At 61.1% G+C, this 17,205-nt stretch carries 14 protein-coding genes; 9 read left to right on the top strand and 5 right to left on the bottom strand.

Annotation, left to right across the window (positions count from 1 at the left end; translation table 11 throughout):
* The first annotated feature begins 12 nt into the window (after positions 1 to 12).
* Together FGZ14_RS09870 and FGZ14_RS09865 are read left to right on the top strand one after the other, a co-directional pair.
* The gene (locus tag FGZ14_RS09870) at positions 13 to 513 is read left to right on the top strand and encodes a GNAT family N-acetyltransferase (protein ID WP_139923777.1); all 501 of its coding nucleotides are present in this window, start codon (positions 13 to 15) and stop codon (positions 511 to 513) included.
* On the top strand, positions 510 to 1,043 hold the full coding sequence (locus FGZ14_RS09865; protein ID WP_139923775.1) for a GNAT family N-acetyltransferase: 534 nt from the start codon (positions 510 to 512) through the stop codon (positions 1,041 to 1,043). The genes FGZ14_RS09870 and FGZ14_RS09865 overlap by 4 nt, the downstream gene beginning before the upstream one ends.
* Positions 1,044 to 1,251: 208 nt before the next feature.
* Here the strand turns inward: FGZ14_RS09865 and sbcD are convergent, their stop codons facing one another.
* The 4 genes from sbcD to FGZ14_RS09845 form a co-directional block, all read right to left on the bottom strand.
* Complete coding sequence (gene sbcD, locus FGZ14_RS09860; protein ID WP_139923773.1) at positions 1,252 to 2,484, bottom strand: exonuclease subunit SbcD; 1,233 nt, start codon at positions 2,482 to 2,484, stop codon at positions 1,252 to 1,254.
* An 86-nt stretch (positions 2,485 to 2,570) separates the two neighbouring features.
* On the bottom strand, positions 2,571 to 2,912 hold the full coding sequence (locus tag FGZ14_RS09855; protein WP_139923771.1) for a hypothetical protein: 342 nt from the start codon (positions 2,910 to 2,912) through the stop codon (positions 2,571 to 2,573).
* A gap of 129 nt (positions 2,913 to 3,041) precedes the next feature.
* Positions 3,042 to 3,389, bottom strand: a complete 348-nt coding sequence (locus FGZ14_RS09850) for a hypothetical protein (protein WP_139923769.1) — start codon at positions 3,387 to 3,389, stop codon at positions 3,042 to 3,044.
* A gap of 94 nt (positions 3,390 to 3,483) precedes the next feature.
* Positions 3,484 to 4,866, bottom strand: coding sequence for an MBL fold metallo-hydrolase (locus FGZ14_RS09845; RefSeq protein ID WP_139923767.1), 1,383 nt, complete (start codon positions 4,864 to 4,866; stop codon positions 3,484 to 3,486).
* Between the two features lie 594 nt (positions 4,867 to 5,460).
* On the opposite strand from FGZ14_RS09845, the gene FGZ14_RS09840 reads away from it, so the two are divergent.
* Complete coding sequence (locus tag FGZ14_RS09840) at positions 5,461 to 7,047, top strand: amino acid permease (protein ID WP_139923765.1); 1,587 nt, start codon at positions 5,461 to 5,463, stop codon at positions 7,045 to 7,047.
* 240 nt (positions 7,048 to 7,287) lie between these two features.
* Here FGZ14_RS09840 and FGZ14_RS09835 read toward each other — a convergent pair whose 3' ends face one another.
* The gene (locus tag FGZ14_RS09835) at positions 7,288 to 7,497 is read right to left on the bottom strand and encodes a DUF2945 domain-containing protein (protein ID WP_139923763.1); all 210 of its coding nucleotides are present in this window, start codon (positions 7,495 to 7,497) and stop codon (positions 7,288 to 7,290) included.
* A 183-nt stretch (positions 7,498 to 7,680) separates the two neighbouring features.
* Between FGZ14_RS09835 and FGZ14_RS09830 the strand changes: the two genes are divergently transcribed.
* The 6 genes from FGZ14_RS09830 to FGZ14_RS09805 all read left to right on the top strand — a co-directional run bounded on the left by FGZ14_RS09830 (position 7,681) and on the right by FGZ14_RS09805 (position 17,100).
* Positions 7,681 to 10,743, top strand: a complete 3,063-nt coding sequence (locus FGZ14_RS09830; RefSeq protein WP_139923761.1) for an amidohydrolase family protein — start codon at positions 7,681 to 7,683, stop codon at positions 10,741 to 10,743.
* A 104-nt stretch (positions 10,744 to 10,847) separates the two neighbouring features.
* Positions 10,848 to 12,182, top strand: a complete 1,335-nt coding sequence (locus tag FGZ14_RS09825) for an amidohydrolase family protein (protein ID WP_257883394.1) — start codon at positions 10,848 to 10,850, stop codon at positions 12,180 to 12,182.
* A 247-nt stretch (positions 12,183 to 12,429) separates the two neighbouring features.
* Positions 12,430 to 13,101: a response regulator transcription factor gene (locus FGZ14_RS09820; protein ID WP_139923759.1), complete on the top strand. Its 672-nt coding sequence runs from the start codon at positions 12,430 to 12,432 to the stop codon at positions 13,099 to 13,101.
* Between the two features lie 492 nt (positions 13,102 to 13,593).
* The gene (locus FGZ14_RS09815) at positions 13,594 to 13,803 is read left to right on the top strand and encodes a hypothetical protein (protein WP_139923757.1); all 210 of its coding nucleotides are present in this window, start codon (positions 13,594 to 13,596) and stop codon (positions 13,801 to 13,803) included.
* A gap of 195 nt (positions 13,804 to 13,998) precedes the next feature.
* On the top strand, positions 13,999 to 16,050 hold the full coding sequence (locus tag FGZ14_RS09810; RefSeq protein ID WP_139923755.1) for an RICIN domain-containing protein: 2,052 nt from the start codon (positions 13,999 to 14,001) through the stop codon (positions 16,048 to 16,050).
* Between the two features lie 111 nt (positions 16,051 to 16,161).
* Complete coding sequence (locus tag FGZ14_RS09805) at positions 16,162 to 17,100, top strand: hypothetical protein (RefSeq protein WP_139923753.1); 939 nt, start codon at positions 16,162 to 16,164, stop codon at positions 17,098 to 17,100.
* Positions 17,101 to 17,205 lie beyond the last annotated feature (105 nt).

The following is a 17,205-nucleotide window of genomic DNA, read 5'->3' as shown; positions in this document are numbered from 1 at the left end:
ATCTTCCACCATATGCCTTTCACCCTTCGCCCCTGGGCGCCTGCCGATTTGCCTAGCCTCGTCCGCTATGCTAACAACCCGGCCATTGCCCAGTTCATGAACGACCAGTTTCCGCACCCCTACACGGAGGAAGACGGCCGCGACTTTATTGCCCTGGCTACCGAGGAAAGCCCAGTGAACATTATGGCAATTGAGGTAGGCGGCGAAGCGGTGGGCGGTATTGGGCTGCATGTGCGCGCCAACATTGAGCGCAAGAACGCCGAGCTGGGTTACTGGCTGGGCGAGCCATTTTGGGGGCAGGGCATCATCACGGAAGCCGTGCGGCAGATGGTGGACTACGGCTTCCGCACCTTCGATATCACCCGCATCTTCGCCCGGCCCTTCGGCACCAACCCCCGCTCCCAGCGGGTGCTGGAAAAGGCCGGCTTCGTGTTGGAAGCGCGCTTCGAGAAAACGTTCTTCAAGCACGGCGAATACATCGACGAGCTGATTTACGCCGTGCGGCGCCCATGATCCGCCTGGAAACGCCCCGCCTGCTGCTGCGCGACATCACTCTCACCGACGCGCCCGGCATCCTGGCCCTCGATTCCAACCCCGACGTGCTGCGCTACGTGCCCAACAGGCCCATCAGCACCCTTGCGGAGGCGGAGATTATCATCCGGTACATCCGGCAGCAGTACGAGCGCAACGGCATCGGGCGCTGGGCCGTGGTGCGCCAGGACACGCAGGAGTTTATCGGTTGGTGCGGCCTCAAACTGGTAAACGACAGCGAAGTGAACGGCCGCACCAACTACTATGACATTGGCTACCGTTTGCTACCCCCGCACTGGGGCCAGGGCTTCGCCTCCGAAGCCGCCCGCGCTACCCTGCACTACGGCCTGAACGTGCTCCAACTCCCGGAAATCAACGCCACCGTAATGCTCGACAACGCAGCCTCCCGCCGGGTGCTGGAAAAGCTGGGTCTGCAGCTGCAGGAAGAATTCACAGAGCCCGATGGAAGCTTGTGGGGCTGGTATGGGCTAGAGAACTATGCTCCTACATAGGGGACAGGTTTGACGCTAGACGAGAGCTAGCTACTAGTTCCCCTCCTCAGATGAGGAGGGGCTAGGGGTGGTTGACCCGCCGTCTGCACGACTGTTTAGCTCTAATTTCTAACTCTAGTCTTTCAACCACCCCTAACCCCTCCTTATCTAAGGAGGGGAATTATTAGCTAGGTTTAGGCAAATCAAGAATAGTATTTAGGAAGTCAATCTACATCCGCTCCAGCAGCTCATCGAAGGTGCGGAGCAACTCGGCACGGCTGTCTTCGGGCTCGGCTTCCAGGCGCTGCTCAAATACCTCGCGCGCCGTGTAGTCGTGGAGGCTGCGGGTGAGGGGGGCTTCCTCGGTTTCCTCGGCCTCGCCGAGGGCGCGTAGCTTCACGAGGCGGAAGTGGCGGCGGGCCAGCACCTCCAGGTGACGGCGGTCCAGCTCCTGAATCACGTTGAGCAGGGCTTCGGCCACTTCCAGCTGGGTTAGCTCGGAATGCACCTGCACGTCGGCCCAGGCGGGGAGGGGGTAGCCGGTGTTATCGTAGGTAGTCAGGCCCTGGGTTACCTCGTCGAGGGTGCCATGGAAGCGCACCAGCCGCCGCGCCCCCGGCACCGGCAGGCTCTGCAGCTCCGCCAGCTTACCCTCCCGGAAGTCGAGCAGCAGCACTTCCTTGGGATGGTCGATTTCTGAAAACGACAACGGAATAGGGGAGCCCGAGTACCGGATATGCTCCCGGCCGCCTACCCGCTGCGGGCGGTGCAAGTGTCCCAGCGCCACGTAGTCGAACACGGAGGGGAAGTGGTCGGCGGTAATCTGGCCCAGGTTGCCCACGTGAATGGTGCGCTCCGAATCAGAAGGAGCGGCGCCGGCGGCGTAGAGGTGGCCGGTAGCTAGCACGGGCAGCCCCAAGTCCTTGAGCTGCCACACCTGCTCTACCTCGGCGCAGCGGCTGTAGTGGTCAGCTATGCCCTGCTTGATGCGGGCTTCTCGTTCCTCGGCCGTTTCGCCGGGCACCGAGAGCCGAATGTCCCGGTCGCGCAGGAAGGGCACAGCGCACACCACCAGTCCGGGTTTGCCCTGGGCATCGTCCAGCACAAGCACCTGGTCCTCGAAGCAGTCGGGCACGCAGCCCACTACGTGCACGCGCAGGTGGCGCAGCAGGCGGGCCGGGGCGTTCAGAGTGGCCGGTGAGTCATGGTTACCGCCTACCACCACAATGTCGCGGCAGGTAGTGCCGCGCATGCTCAGCAGAAAAGAATAGTACAGCTCCAGGGCCTGGTTGGAGGGCGAGCCGGTATCAAAGATGTCGCCGGCCACTACCAGCACTTCTACCTGCTGCTCGCGCACGGTTTGCACCAGCCACTCCAGAAAATGACGGTGCTCCTCGGTTCGCTCGTGGCCCTGAATAAACCGCTGGCCCAGGTGCCAGTCGGCGGTGTGTAGTACGCGCATGACTACGAAGATACTACATCTTCAAGGGGGGAAGAAAAGCGCCCGGCAAGTTCAGGCCGGGCGAGGGGTAGGGAAATGCCGGGCCGCTACTGCTCCCAGATAGTGCGCTTGTACTCGGCAGAGCGAAAATCTTCACCGTTGATTTTTCCATTTCCTCCAAACCCACCCAGATATCCCAGCGTGTTGCAGTCGGCATCCGTTACTTCGGCGCTGCCATCGGCAATGCAGTTGCCTGAGTCGAACATGTACACCGTCTTGCCCTGGAAAAAATACTCTTTCACGTAGGCACCTTCGTCGCAAGGCGTGTCACGCTCCAGGTTGATGGTTTTCTGCCGGATGCAGCTGGGCGTGCCTTTTTCTATATCCGCTTCATCACAGGCAGATAAAAACAAGGCTGCGGCCAGCATCGGGTATAGCGCTTTTTTCATGGAGGTTATGGATTAAATAAGACAGAAAGACTAAACCCGGCGGGTCTGGTCTTTCTGGGAGTATTGGCCGCGCCGGAAGGTTGCATTGATATCTGCCTGATGCACACTATGCCCCACCCCGACAAAGGCTTACTGCTCCCAGATAGTGCGCTTATACACTGCATTGCTGAACAGCTCCCCATTGATTTTGAGGTTAACCACAAATCCTCGGCCGCCTATGTAGCCCAGCGTATTGCAGTTCCCGTCGGTTATTTCCGCGCCTACTACGGAGCATTGGCCGGGGTTGAAGGAGTACACCGTTTGGCCCTGAAACGTGTACTCCACCACACTGGCTCCACCTTCTTGGCAGGTAGAAGCTCTGGCCAGGTTGATGGTTTTCTGCCGCACGCAGCTTGGGGTGCCCTTCTCAATATCGGCTTCGTCACAGGCGGCCAGTGTGAGAGTAGCCACTAATATCAGGTATAACGTTTTTTGCATCGGAGCTTATTGCTTGATAAACAGAAAGACCGAACCTGGCGGGTCCGGTCTTTCCAAGAGAGTATGGGCTAAGCTAAAAAGGTTGCACTACCACCTACACTGGCGCCGATTGGGGCTGGAAGGTGCTGATGGCCTCGCCCAGGTCGTACACGGGTACGCTTGGCGGCAGGGCGGCCTGCAGGATGCTGGCCCCGGCGGCCGAGCGGTAGCCGCCGGCGCAGTGCACCAGCACGGGCTTGTTGGTCGGTACTTCCTGGGCGCGCTCCCGCAGTTCAGGCAGCGGAATCACCAAGGCATTCTCGAAGATGGGCTGCCGGGCCTCGGTGCGGTTGCGGATGTCCACGATGGTGTAGTCCTGGGGCTGCTGGCGGACGTGTTCCACGTCGGTAGCGGGGCTGGTGGCGGGTAGCTCCCGCGGGGCCAGCAGGGCGCCTTTGATGTTGCCTTCGTACCCAATCTTCGCCGTTTTGCGAATCACCGTGTCTAGGGCAATCTGCGAGTCGGCAATCAGGTAAAACGGCTCCTGGGGACCCACAATGGAGCCCAGCCAGGTTTCAAACTTGCCCCCATCCATCAGGTTGATGGCGCCGGGCAGGTGGCCGGCCCGGAACTGCTCGGCCGGGCGGGTGTCAATAAGTACTACCCCCGGCTCCAGGGCAACGCCCGAGTGCAGGCGCGGCACGGCGCGTACGCTGTCCTCGAAGGAAGGCGCCCCCTGCTTGTTCAACAATACATCGTGCCCGAAGTACTTAGGCATGAAGGGCTGATCTTCCAGCAACACCTTAATGAACTCCTCCTCCGACATGGGCTGCAGGGCGTAGTTGGTTTTCAGCTCTTTGCCAATGGTACTGTCGAGGTCGGGGCTGGTGGTTTTGCCGCAGAGCGAGCCGGGGCCGTGGGCCGGGTACACGCGGGTAGTGCCCGGCAGGGTCATCAGTTTCTGGCGGGTGCTCTGATAGAGCTGGGCGGCCAGCTCCTCGCGGCTGTGCCCGCCCACAATGTCGGATTCGCGCAGGTCGGGGCGGCCTACGTCGCCCACAAACAGGGTGTCGCCGGTGAATACGGCGCGGGTCTGGCCCAGCTCGTCCATCAGAAGAACGCTGATAGAGTCGGGTGAGTGGCCGGGGGTGTTGAGGGCGTGCAGCTCCACGGTGCCCAGCGTAATGCGCTGGCCGTCATCGAACGGCTGGTGGGGGTAGCTGGCCTTCACCAGCTTGCTGGCGTAAATGGTAGCGCCGGTTTCGCGGGCAATTTCCAGGTGGCTGCTGACGAAGTCGGCGTGGGGGTGCGTCTCGATGACGGCAATGATCTTGGCGTCGTGCTCGTCGGCGAAATCGTAGTAGGGTTGAGGGTCGCGGGCCGGGTCGATGATGGCCACCTGGCGGCCGCTGCGGATGGCGTAGCTCGCGTGGGCCAGGCCTTTGTCGTAGAACTGCTGAATCTGTACCGAACCGGTACTACTAGGCAGAGGACTCATGGGGTGTTGGATGTGGTGGTGCCCCCGGGCGGACTAAAGCCGTTGCCCGGGCGCATATTTTCAAATATAAGCAAGAAGCAAAGCCTGCCTACGGGTTCCGGAAAATATTAGGGGTAGCAGCCAAACGGCTGAGCTGCCTTTCCGGGGCCGGGTAAGCCAGGCGCCGCAGTCCGGTTTGCGGGTGGTGCTGAGGAGTTTGGCGGAGCAGCCGAAGCCATTTCGGTTGCTTGTGGCCCGCCGAAAAAGCCGTAGCAAGCCGGCAGGGGCGGAGGCAGGAAAGAGAGGCGAAGGGCCGGGCGGGGTAGGAGGTAGCCCGGGGAGCAGGACAGCGGCACCGACTACCAGGGCCGGAGCAGTAAGCAAGGCAAGCAGCTTTTTCAGCGGCGGGGCGTCAGTGGGGGCAGTCAGGGCTGCTGAAAGTCAGTGCCCGAACCCCGGCCGCGGCCGGAGCGCAAAATATTTCCGTCCGCATCCGGGCTGCCATCAGCTGTCCAGATAAAGGGCTATATTCGGCCCTCGTAGCTGCTTGCAGGCGGCTTTTTTTGCAAATTTCATAATCCCCGTCTCACCCTTTCTTTTCTCTCATCAACCTGTATGGCAACAATTTTCGCCAAAAAACCGCTGGCCACGCTGCTCGGCGAAGCTAACTCCTCGGGAGAAGGCTCGCTGAAGCGCACCCTGGGCGCGGGTAACCTTGTGGCCCTGGGCGTAGGGGCCATTATTGGGGCTGGTCTGTTTGTGCGCACGGCGGCCGCAGCCGCGCAGGCCTCGGGCCCAGGCGTTACGCTGGCCTTCATTGTGGCCGCTATTGGCTGTGCCTTTGCTGGCCTCTGCTACGCCGAGTTTGCCGCCATGATTCCGATTGCCGGCTCGGCCTACACCTACGCCTACACCACCATGGGCGAGTTTGTGGCCTGGGTTATCGGTTGGGCCCTGATTATGGAATATGCCCTTGGGGCCGCTACCGTAAGTATAGCCTGGAGCGAGTACCTCAACAAGCTCTTGGAGGCATTCCATATAGCGCCGATAAGTTACGAGCTCAGTCACTCTCCCTTTGAAAGCGCCGCCATTGACGGTGTGATGCACAGCGGCATCATCAACCTGCCGGCCCTGCTCATCATCGTGGCCCTGTCGCTGCTGCTAATCAAAGGCACCCAGGAGTCGGCTATGTTCAACGCCATTGTGGTGTTCTTGAAAGTGGCTATCGTGCTGGTGTTCATTGCCGTAGGCTGGCAGTTTATCAACCCGGTAAACCACGAGCCCTACCTGATTCCGGAAAATGCTGAGCCGGTGAAAAACGCCGCCGGTGCCGTAGTGCGCGAGTACACGGCCTGGAACAAGCACGGCATGGGCGGCATCCTGGGCGGGGCCGCCATTGTGTTCTTTGCCTTCATCGGGTTTGATGCCGTGAGCACGGCCGCGCAGGAAGCCAAAAACCCTAAGCGCGACATGCCCATCGGTATCCTCGGCTCGCTGGCCGTGTGCACCGTGCTCTACATCCTGTTCGGCCACGTTCTGACGGGTGTAGCCAACTGGCGCGAGTTTGCCGACCCAGCTAAGGGCGGCGAGGCCTCGGTGACGTACGCCATTAAGGCCCACATGCCCGGCTACGAGTGGCTGGGTACGGCCGTAACCATGGCTATTCTGCTGGGTTTCTCCTCCGTTATTCTGGTGATGCTCATGGGCCAGAGCCGCGTGTTCTTCTCCATGGCCAAAGACGGCCTGATGCCCAAGGCTTTCTCCGAGCTGCACCCCAAATTCCACACTCCCTACAAGTCGAACCTGGTGCTGCTGGTGTTCGTGGGGGCATTTGCTGCCTTCGTGCCCGGCTCCCTGGCCGGCGATCTGACCTCGTTCGGAACCCTGCTGGCCTTCGTGCTGGTGTCGGCCGGCGTATGGATCATGCGCAAATCAGACCCCGCGCAGCCTCGTCCGTTCCGGGCGCCGCTCTCCTCGCCGTCCTTCCCCTTCGTGCCCATTATGGGCATGGTGGTGTGCTTGGGCATGATTGCCGCCCTTGATGAGTTTACGCTGAAAGTGGCCCTGGGCTGGATGCTGCTGGGCTTCATCGTGTACTTCATCTACGGCAAGAAAAACTCCAAGCTCCAGCAGGGCATCGTGGTGGTGCCCACCGAAATGGAGGAACAGGCCTTCATCGAGCCCGACCCCAAAAACGCCTAGTGCCTTTTGCACTTGCCCAAAAGCCCCGCCGATAACTCGGCGGGGCTTTTTTGTTGTCGAAACGACACGGGCGCGCCCCGCGCTGGTATCACCTAACAGTTTGACCGGCGGCGGGGGGTAGGGAATTTGGCTCGGTCCGGAATTGGAGCAAACCCACCTGTCATTCCGGGCAGCGCGAGGAATGTGGGTTGTCTATTAGAGGCTACTCCAGAGTCCTCGCGCTGCTCGGAATGACAAGTTTTACTTGGCCGCTTTCACCTCGCTTTGCAGCTTGAGCACCTTGTCGCCGTTTTCCTGCACAATGAGGTAGGCGGGGTTGTCGGGGGTGCCGTGGCGGGTGATTTCAGCGCCTTGCAGCTTGCGCGTAACGGATTCCTTGTGGGTTTCCTCTATTTTGCCGGTGGCCGTGCCGGTGCCGTATTTCCAGGTTACTTGGGTGCCTTTGCGCATAACGGGTAGCAGGTAAAAGGTGGAGAAGGTAAGTTGAGCTTCCTTCTGCGCATACTGTGCCGGTGCAACTCCGGTTGCCAGAATGCTACCTTCCCTTCGCCCGAGTTGGGCGCCGGGGTGCCCCGCCGCCGGCCAGTTGTTTACCCTTGCCTTTCTTTCTACTGCTCAACTTCTACTACTCCTATGCACATTGACCTTCGCCGGCTCGGACTGGCCGGTGGGCTGCTGGCCGGCAGCCTCACGGCCGTCCATGCCCAGCAGCCGGCCACCTTTCCCCGCAACGGCGTTTATGACCAGCGGCCGGGCCTGTACGCCTTCACCCACGCCACCATTTTTCTGGATTACAAAACCCGCCTCGACGATGCCACCCTCCTGATTCGGGACGGCAAAGTAGAGGCCGTGGGCTCCAAAGTAAAGATTCCGGCCGGGGCCGTAGTGCAGGACCTAAAGGGGCGCTTCATCTACCCCGGCTTCGTGGATTTGTACGCCTCCTACGGGGTGCCCGAGGTGAAAGCCCCCGAGCGCCAGGGCCGCCGCAGCGGCCCCCAGATGGAAAGTACCAAGGCTGGCGCCTACGACTGGAACCAGGCCATTCATCCGGAGGTAAACGCCGCCGAGCTGTTCCGCGTGAATGCTGAGCAGGCCGAGGCTTACCGCCGTCAGGGCTTCGGGGCGGTGCTCACCCACCAGCCCGACGGCATTGCCCGCGGCACGGCGGCCCTGGTGAGCCTGAACTCCAGCCGACGCGAAAGTGAGGTGCTGCTCCAGGACCGGGCGGCGGCGGCTTTCAGCTTCGAGAAGGGTAGCAGCACCCAGGATTATCCCTCGTCGCTAATGGGGAGCATTGCCCTGCTGCGCCAGAGCTACCTCGATGCCGACTGGAACCAGCGCAACCCCACCCGGGAGCAGAACCTCTCGCTGCGGGCCCTTACGCAGCAGCGCCAGCTGCCCGCCATTTTTGAGGTGCGCGACAAGCTCAATGCCCTGCGGGCTGATAAGCTGGGCGACGAGTTTGGGGTGCAGTACATCATCAAAGGCCGCGGCGACGAGTACCAGCGCCTGGCCGACCTCAAAGCCACGAAGGCCCCCCTCATCCTGACCCTCAACTTCCCCGATGCCTACCAGGTAGATGACGTGTACGACGCGGCGCGCGTAAGTCTGCAGGAGCTCAAGCACTGGGAAATGGCCCCGGCCAACGCGGCCATGCTGGCCAAAGCCGGCGTGCCCTTCGCCCTCTCGGCTGCCGACCTCAAAGACAAAAAGAAGTTTCTGCCTAACCTGCGCAAAGCCGTGCAGTACGGCCTCTCGGAGGAGCAGGCCCTGCAGGCCCTCACGGCTACCCCCGCCGCGCTGGTGAACGTGCAGGACAGGGTAGGGGCCCTGCGGCCGGGCATGGAAGCCAACTTCCTGGTGTGCTCTGGCCGCCTGCTCGCCGAGGATAACGTGCTGCTCGACAACTGGGTACAGGGTGAGCGGTACCAGCTCAGCACCCTCCCGGCCGATTATCGGGGGGTGTACTCCCTGCAAGTGGGCACGCAGCCGGAAATGAAGCTGCTCCTGGCCGGCAAGCCCGAGAGCCCCGAGGTGAAAATTGCCAAAGCGCCCGGCGACACCGTGAAAGGCAACCTCAGTGTGAACGGGGAGCTGGCAACCCTCGTCTTCAATCCTACTCCCAAAACCAAGGGCAGCGGGGCCATTCGCCTCAGTGGCTACTACACCGCCGAGGGCCGCACCTTCCAGGGCGACGGACAGTTGCCCGATGCTACGGCGGTAAAATGGACGGCCCGCCGCCTCGAAGAAGCTACCCGCGCCGCCCGCCGCGACTCCGCGAAAGCGCCCGTGCCGCCCCAACTGGGTGCGGTGCAGTACCCCTTTGTGGCCTATGGCCGAGCCGAGGTGCCGGCCCAGCAAACTGTGCTGATCAAAAACGCAACCGTGTGGACCAGTGAGGCCGCCGGCAAGCTCGAAAACACCGATGTGCTGCTGCAGAACGGCAAAATCGTGAAGATTGGCCGCAACCTGTCCGTGCCCGGCGGCGGGCGCAGCATTGATGGCACCGGCAAACACCTCACGCCCGGTATCATTGATGAGCACTCTCACATTGCCATTGCCGGGGGCGTAAACGAAGGCACCCAGTCCGTGACTTCGGAAGTGAGCATTGGCGACGTGGTGGACCCCGAGGACGTGGACGTGTACCGCGACCTGGCCGGCGGAGTAGTGGCCGCCCAGCTCCTGCACGGCTCGGCCAACCCCATTGGGGGGCAGTCGGCGCTGGTGAAGCTGCGCTGGGGCATGACGCCGGAGCAGATGAAGATTGTCGGCGCGCCGGGCTTTATCAAGTTTGCCCTCGGCGAAAACGTGAAGCAAAGCAACTGGGGCGAGCTGAATACCGTGCGCTTCCCGCAAACGCGCATGGGCACCGAGCAGGTGTTCGTGGATGCCTTTACGCGCGCCAAAGAGTATGAGCAGGAGTGGAAAGCCTGGAACAAGCTCAGTAAGGCCAAGCAGAAAAAGGGCGAGGCCCCGCGCCGCGACCTGGAGCTGGAGGCCCTGGTGGAAATCCTGAACAAGCAGCGCTTTATCACCTGCCACAGCTACGTGCAGAGCGAAATCAACATGCTCATGAACGTATCGGACCGCATGGGCTTCCCGGTGAACACCTTCACCCACATTCTGGAGGGCTATAAAGTGGCCGACAAGATGAAGCAGCGCGGCATCAACGCCAGCACCTTCTCCGACTGGTGGGCTTATAAGAACGAAGTGCGCGACGCCATTCCCTACAACGCCGGCATCATGCACGATGTGGGCCTGAACGTGGCCCTCAACTCCGACGACGCCGAAATGAGCCGCCGCCTCAACCAGGAAGCAGCCAAAATGGTGAAGTACAGCAACCTCTCGGAGGAAGAAGCCCTGAAGATGGTGACCATCAACCCGGCCAAAATGCTGCACCTCGATCAGCACATGGGTAGCATCCGGGAGGGCAAGGACGCCGATGTGGTGCTCTGGACCGATAACCCCCTGAGCGTGTACGCCCGCGCCGAACGCACCTTCGTGGATGGCCGCGAGCTGTTCAGCTTGGAAAGCGACCAGCAGCTGCGCCGGCAGATGGAGCAGGAGCGCCTGCGCATCGTGCAGAAAATGCTGGAAGCCAAGAAAGGCGGCGCCGCTACCCAGCTTCCCACCGCCAAGCCCAACCAGCACTACCACTGCGACACGGAAGGCCAGGAAAAAGAGCTGGATAAGTAGCTTGTCAGCTTGTAGCTGATAGCTATTGGCTGTTAGCTCTTTACCACAGACTGTGGTTGCTGAACTGGTCGTTTCTACTTGCCTTCCCAATCTTACTGAACAGTATGTCCTTTCTTCTCTCGATCATAAAAGCTAAAAGCCAACAGCTAATAGCTATCAGCCTACTAATAGCTACCCCCGCGCTGGCCCAGGTGCCCGCCCCGGCCCCGGCCCAAAGCAAGCCGGTGTTGCTGCTGGGCGGCACCCTGCACGTGGGCAACGGCACGGTAGTGCCCGATGCCGCCGTGGCCTTCGATAAGGGTCGCATTACCTACGCCGGCACCCAGAGCGGCTTTGCGCAGGACCGCGCCGCCTTTGAGGTTATTGACGTGAAAGGGCAGCAGATTTACCCCGGTCTGATTCTGCCCAACTCCACCCTGGGCCTGACGGAGGTAGAAGCCATTCGGGCCACTGTGGATGCCCGTGAGGTAGGCGAGTTCAACCCCAACGTGCGCAGCCTCATTGCCTACAACACCGATTCCGACATCATCCCGACGGTGCGCACCAATGGGGTGCTGCTCACGCAGGTAACGCCCCGGGGCGGCATTCTCTCAGGCCAGAGCAGCGTGGTGCAGCTCGATGCCTGGAACTGGCAGGATGCCCAGGTACGCGCCGATGATGGCCTGCACCTGAACTGGCCGGCTATGATTATCAAAACCAGCCCCACCGACGACGCCCCGATGCTGGAGCGCCGCGAAAAGGCCCGGCAGGAGCAGCTGCGCCAGCTCGAAAGCCTGCTCCAGGAAGCCAGCGCCTACCGCCAGCAGCCCGCCGGCCGCCGCGAAAACCTGCGCCTCACTTCCCTGGCCGGCCTCTTCGATGGCTCGAAAACCCTGTTTATCCACGCCGACTACGGCAAGGAGCTGCTGGAGGCCGTGCGCTTTGCCAAGCGCCTGGGCGTGCAGAAAATAGCTGTAGTAGGCGCCCGCGACGCCTGGATGATGCTTGACTTTCTAAAGCAGAACGATGTGGCCGTGGTGCTCTCGCGCATTCACGCCCTACCCCGCCGCGAGGGCGACGCCTACGACCAACCCTTCCGCCTACCCAGCCTGCTCCAACAGGCCGGGGTGCGCTTCTGCCTTGATTATGAGGGCGACCAGGAAACCTCCGGAGCCCGTAACCTGGCCTTTATTGCCGGTACCGCTGCCGGCTACGGCCTCAGTAAAGAGCAGGCCCTGGAAGCCATAACCCTGAGCCCGGCCCGCATTCTGGGCATCGACAAGGATTTCGGCTCGGTGGAAGCCGGCAAAAGCGCTACCCTGGTGGTGAGCCGCGGCGACCTGCTGGACATGCGTACCAACGACGTAACCCGCGCCTGGATCGACGGCCGCGCCTTCCGCCTCGATACCAAGCAAACCTACCTGCGCGACAAATTCCGGGGTAAGTACGGCCTGAAGTAGGCGCTGGCAAGTAAGGAGCCGGGAGCCCGGCGTCGCAGGTTTGGCCTTGCCCAGGGGGGTAGGGCCAAGCCTGCGGCGCCGGGCTTTGCACTGTTTGTAAAGGCCCAAGGTACCCGCCGGATGATATGTAAAAACCATAATATATACTATGGTTGATATTGAAGAAAAGAGTAGATTATAGTATCTTTCTTTGTGGACCCGCGCCCTACCTCTGGCCGGACAACCAACGGCTTTACGCCCTGTGCCTATGTCAGAACCATTGTCAGAAGACGAAGTCATTTCCCTTTTGCTGGTGGACGACCATCCGGTGGTAGTGGAAGGGCTCAAGAGCATGCTGCGCCCCGAAGCCCGCCTGCGCGTGGCGGCTCAGGCGTACAGCGGCGCCGAAGCCTTACACCTGCTGGCCACCCACTGGCCCAATATTCAGGTGGCCGTGCTAGATTTGAACATGCCCGAAATGTCGGGTATTGAGTTGGCGCGCACCATCCGGACGCAGTGGCCATCCATCCGGGTCCTGATTCTGAGCATGTTTCATGACCACGCCACGGTGGCCGAGATGCTAGAGGCAGGGGGCTCGGGCTACGTGCTTAAAACCGCTACCCGGGCCGAGCTGACGGAAGCCATTCTGCAGGTAGCGGCCGGCCGCAACTACTTCAGCCAGGACGTGGCGGCTACCCTGCTGCAAAACCTGCACATTCCGGCCGCGCTGGAGGCCAACCGCCCCGCCGACCTCACCAACCGGGAGCGGGAAATTCTGGGACTCATTGCGCAGGAGTATTCCAACCAAGCCATTGCTGAAATGCTCTTCATCAGTGAGCGGACCGTGGAAACGCATCGGCGTAACCTGTTCACCAAAACCAATTCCAAATCGGTAGTGGGCCTTATTCAGTATGCCTTGCGGCACAAGCTGATTTCCTGACCCAGAGCTGTATAGCTAATGTGCAAGGTTCTTACCAGATGTAAATAGGCACCCTCCGCCCTCTGGTAACCCCGAAAATGAGTAGCAGCTACCGGTCACCGTCGGTAGGGCTGACGGATGAGCTGTGGGCGGGTGAGAAGAAGCAGAGCAGTAGCCTTCAGAGAAGATAAATTAAGCTAAAATCGGGCTTTACGGCTCTATAAGGGCGGTCTGTGCCCGGTTTGTGGGAAATAGGGCTGGAAAAACGCGGAGTATGGCAGCGGGCTAGATGGGCAAGGTAAATATCCGTGCTAGTACGGAAGTAAAATAAGGGGTGCTACCTATTTACATTTATCAAAGAAAAAATATACCTTAGCATCGTTCAATCAAATGATAATATCTTTATATTTGATCTGAACAAAAGTGGTTGCAGACCGCTTAAATGCAGATTTTTCTCATCTAACTACCGTTTTGCCAGTGTCCAAACATCTAACCACTAACGGGAAACAAACCATGCCTTCAAAGATTCTCTCCTTTATCTGCCACGTACCCGGTATGGCTCCCGGCGCATATCCGGCCGTCCCAACAAGTTCTGCTGCCAGCCCCAAAGCCTCGGAGCGCAAAACGGACTCTAAAACTGAGTCCAAAGCAAGCGGCGGACACTTTACGGCCATCTATGAAAACGACCGGTTTGTTCGTTTCAAATACATCAGCAACAACTAAGCAGCCGCTGTACAAGAGGTTGCCTTCGCCCTGTTCTCTGATCCTGACGGCCGCTGGGCCTGCCGGGCCAACCTAGCAAAAAAACCACGCGAAAAGGCGCTGCTCTTCCTTGGGGGAGGCGGCGCCTTTTCGCGTTCGGGCCGCGCCGGGTTGGAATTCGGCTAACTTGCGCCCAGGTTCATCCGTTTCGCGTGCATGATAAATCCGCTGTTTCGCTTTGTGTTGCCGTTGCTGGCGCTGCTTTTCTTAATCACCCCGGGGCTGCGGGCTCAGGTGGCATTCGTGCCCGATGAAAATGCCTGGTACGGGGTTATTGCCCGCAGCAGCGGCCGCTCCCTGGATATTACCAATGCCTCGGCTGAGGCCGGTGCTGCCGGCGTGCAGTGGGAGTTCACGCACGCCAACAGCCAGCAGTGGCGCTTTGTGCCGGCCGCCAAAGGCAGTGACTTCTACCGCATTGAGGCCCGCCACAGCGGCAAATGCCTGACCCTGGAAAAGCCCGACGAAGGAGCCGCCATTGTGCAGCGCCCCTGGACGGGCAGCTTTTACCAGCAGTGGAAGCTGATTCCGGCCGGGCCCATTGGCAGCTTTATGCTGGTGAGCCGCGGCAACGACAAGTGCGCCGCCCTGGCCGCCGCCGACAAGTTTAACGGCACGCCCGTGGTAGGGCAGCGCATCCTGAACCGGGCCACCCAGCAGTGGAAGCTATTCAAGCTCCGCCTGAACGTGGACAGCACCCAGCTGGGCTTTGGGCTGCCCGCGCCGCTTTCGGGTCTGAATACGCCCACCGGCAATGAGCTGCAACCGGTGTTGTCGCCTGATGGGCGCACCCTGTACTTTGTGCGGACCCGCTACGCCGGCAACACCGAGGGCGTAACCGAATCCGGCGACATCTGGACCAGCACCTCCACCGATGGGGGCCGCACCTGGGGCGCCGCTACCCGCCTCGATGCCTTGAACACCACCCAGCACAATGGCGTCATGTCGGTAACCAACGACGGGAAAACCCTGCTGGTGCGCGGCCACTATGAGCGGGACGGCTCTTTCCGCGACGAAGGCCTGAGCCAGGTGCCCCGCGGGGCCACCGGCAAGCAGGCCCTGCCCGTGCCTCTCACCATTGCCAACTACTACTCCGCCGGGCCGGCCACCTCGTTTTTCATGACCCCCGACGAGCAGATTCTGCTGCTTTCCCTGGAGCGCGGCGACTCCCAGGGCGGCAACGACCTGTATATCAGTCGGCAGGGCGTCGATGGTATCTGGAACGAGCCCGTGAGCCTGGGGCCGGTTATCAACTCGCCAGGCTTCGATTTCGCGCCCTGGCTGGCGCCTGATGGCAAAACCCTGTATTTCAGCTCCTACGGCCACGCGGGCTACGGCAGCTCGGATATGTTCGTGAGCCAGCGCCTCGATGAAACCTGGACCCGGTGGAGTGAGCCTCGCAACCTGGGCGCCCCCCTGAACGGGCCCGGCTTCGATGCCTACCTCAGCCTGACGGCCGATGGCAAGCAGGCCTATTACGTGGCCTCGCAAACCGCCAACGGCCCCGCCGACCTGTTCCGGACCGTGACGGGGGTAGCCCCCAGGCCCGCCACACCCGATTCCCTGCGGCCCACGCCGCCTGCCGTTTCGCCAACCGTGGCGGCCCGCACCCTGCTCACGGGGCGCACCCTCGATGCCAAAACCCGCCTACCCCTGGCTACCGAGGTAAAGGCCATTCGGCTAGGCAATGATCTGGCCTTCAACGCCACCGCCCGCACTGATGTGGCCGGCGGCGCCTTTCAGCTGACGCTGCCGCCGGGCCGCTACCGTCTGCTGGCTTCCCGTGTGGGCTATCTCACGGCCACCGATACCGTTACCATGAGCGGCTCGCAAACCCGGGAGCTGCTGCTGGTACCGGCCGCCGTGGGCTCCAGCCTGGAACTGCCCACTCTCATCTTCGCGCAGGGCAAATACACCTTGCTGCCGGCTTCCTACACCGAGCTGAACCGCTTGGCCCGCACCCTGCAGGACAACCCCACCGTGAACATCCGGCTGGAAGGCCACACCGACAACCAGGGGCGCGCCGACCTGAACGTGAAGCTTTCGGAGGAGCGTGTGGCGGAGGTGAAGCGCTACCTGGTAAAGCGCGGCGTGGCAGAAAACCGCATCAGCACCGTAGGCTACGGCGGTAGCAAACCCCGTGCTTCCAACGACAAAGAGGAAACCCGCAAGCTAAACCGGCGCGTAGAGTTTACCATTGTGAAGTAGGGTAGGGGGCTCGGGGTTGGTCGGTTGGCTTACCCTTGCAACTGCAGAGGGGCTCTGCGTTCCTCTGCGACAACCTCTGCGCCCTCTGCGGGCTAAACTTATCTGCACAGCTTGTTTCACCGTAATAAGGTCATTATGCAGGCTCTTATTCAGCACGAAGCAGTACTGCCCAACCTGCCTTCTGCCTCCGGGGTAGAGGTAGTCGGCAACGTGGCCTACGTCATCGGCGACGATGCCCCGTTTCTCTACCAGCTCAACGCCGCCACCCTGGCCGCCGGTGAGCCCACACGCCTCTTTGAAACGGCCCACTTCAGCACCGGCCGCATTCCGAAAGAGCTGAAGTTGGACCTGGAGTGCATGACCGCCCTGACTACCCCCACCGGCGAAACCGGACTATTGGCGCTGGGCTCGGGGGCCACGGCGGCGCGGGAGCAGGGCTTCTGGGTGCCCTTGCTGAAAACCGGTGGGGTAGGGAACGTGTACCCGGTGTCGTTGGGCGGACTGTACTCCACTCTCCGGACTTTGCTACCCCCTGGCATCGTGCTGAACCTGGAAGCCACCGCCGCTACCGCTACGGAGCTGCTGCTGTTTCAGCGCACGGTAGGCTTGGCTACTGGCAACCTGCTGTTTCGTCTGCCCCTGGCCGCTACCCTCAACTATCTGCACCACCGCGCCCAGCAAGTACCGGCCGTGCAAAAGCAGCTGTTTGAGCTGCCCGTAATTGATGGAAAGCCGGCTGGCTTTTCGGGGGCTACCTGGTTTGATAGCCGTCTGTTTGTTACTGCTTCGGTAGAAGACACCCAGGATGCCGTGCTGGATGGCGTGGTGCTGGGCTCGTTTGTGGGAGTGCTGGAACTGGCGAAGCCTTCTGAGAAAGTATTGCCGGTGCGGCTGGCCCAGCTAGAACTGCCCGGCGGCAAACCCTACCGGGGCAAAGTGGAAAGCGTGGCCGTGCGCCGCAAATCGGGCCCGAGAAGCTACGAGCTGCTGCTGGTAACCGACGATGATGCCGGCGGCTCTACGGCCGTGACGGTGGCGCTGAGCCTGTAGGCACAGAGTAACTGCTTGTTGTACAGTTTTTAGGGGGTAGGCAACCGGTGCAAGTGAAAACGCATCCGGCAGTCTGGAAGTCATTCCGGGCGGCCGGATGCGTTT

Origin of the sequence: Hymenobacter sp. DG01 (assembly GCF_006352025.1) — a bacterium.
In the GTDB taxonomy this organism is placed as follows: domain Bacteria; phylum Bacteroidota; class Bacteroidia; order Cytophagales; family Hymenobacteraceae; genus Hymenobacter.
This window is presented reverse-complemented; position numbering and strand designations above follow the sequence as displayed.

Excerpts from the sequence above, each read along its gene's own strand:
- FGZ14_RS09870 (WP_139923777.1), top strand. The coding sequence starts at position 13 with ATGCCTTTCACCCTTCGCCCCTGGGCGCCTGCCGATTTGCCTAGCCTC.
- FGZ14_RS09865 (WP_139923775.1), top strand. The coding sequence starts at position 510 with ATGATCCGCCTGGAAACGCCCCGCCTGCTGCTGCGCGACATCACTCTC.
- sbcD (WP_139923773.1), bottom strand. The coding sequence starts at position 2,484 with ATGCGCGTACTACACACCGCCGACTGGCACCTGGGCCAGCGGTTTATT.
- FGZ14_RS09855 (WP_139923771.1), bottom strand. The coding sequence starts at position 2,912 with ATGAAAAAAGCGCTATACCCGATGCTGGCCGCAGCCTTGTTTTTATCT.
- FGZ14_RS09850 (WP_139923769.1), bottom strand. The coding sequence starts at position 3,389 with ATGCAAAAAACGTTATACCTGATATTAGTGGCTACTCTCACACTGGCC.
- FGZ14_RS09845 (WP_139923767.1), bottom strand. The coding sequence starts at position 4,866 with ATGAGTCCTCTGCCTAGTAGTACCGGTTCGGTACAGATTCAGCAGTTC.
- FGZ14_RS09840 (WP_139923765.1), top strand. The coding sequence starts at position 5,461 with ATGGCAACAATTTTCGCCAAAAAACCGCTGGCCACGCTGCTCGGCGAA.
- FGZ14_RS09835 (WP_139923763.1), bottom strand. The coding sequence starts at position 7,497 with ATGCGCAAAGGCACCCAAGTAACCTGGAAATACGGCACCGGCACGGCC.
- FGZ14_RS09830 (WP_139923761.1), top strand. The coding sequence starts at position 7,681 with ATGCACATTGACCTTCGCCGGCTCGGACTGGCCGGTGGGCTGCTGGCC.
- FGZ14_RS09825 (WP_257883394.1), top strand. The coding sequence starts at position 10,848 with ATGTCCTTTCTTCTCTCGATCATAAAAGCTAAAAGCCAACAGCTAATA.
- FGZ14_RS09820 (WP_139923759.1), top strand. The coding sequence starts at position 12,430 with ATGTCAGAACCATTGTCAGAAGACGAAGTCATTTCCCTTTTGCTGGTG.
- FGZ14_RS09815 (WP_139923757.1), top strand. The coding sequence starts at position 13,594 with ATGCCTTCAAAGATTCTCTCCTTTATCTGCCACGTACCCGGTATGGCT.
- FGZ14_RS09810 (WP_139923755.1), top strand. The coding sequence starts at position 13,999 with ATGATAAATCCGCTGTTTCGCTTTGTGTTGCCGTTGCTGGCGCTGCTT.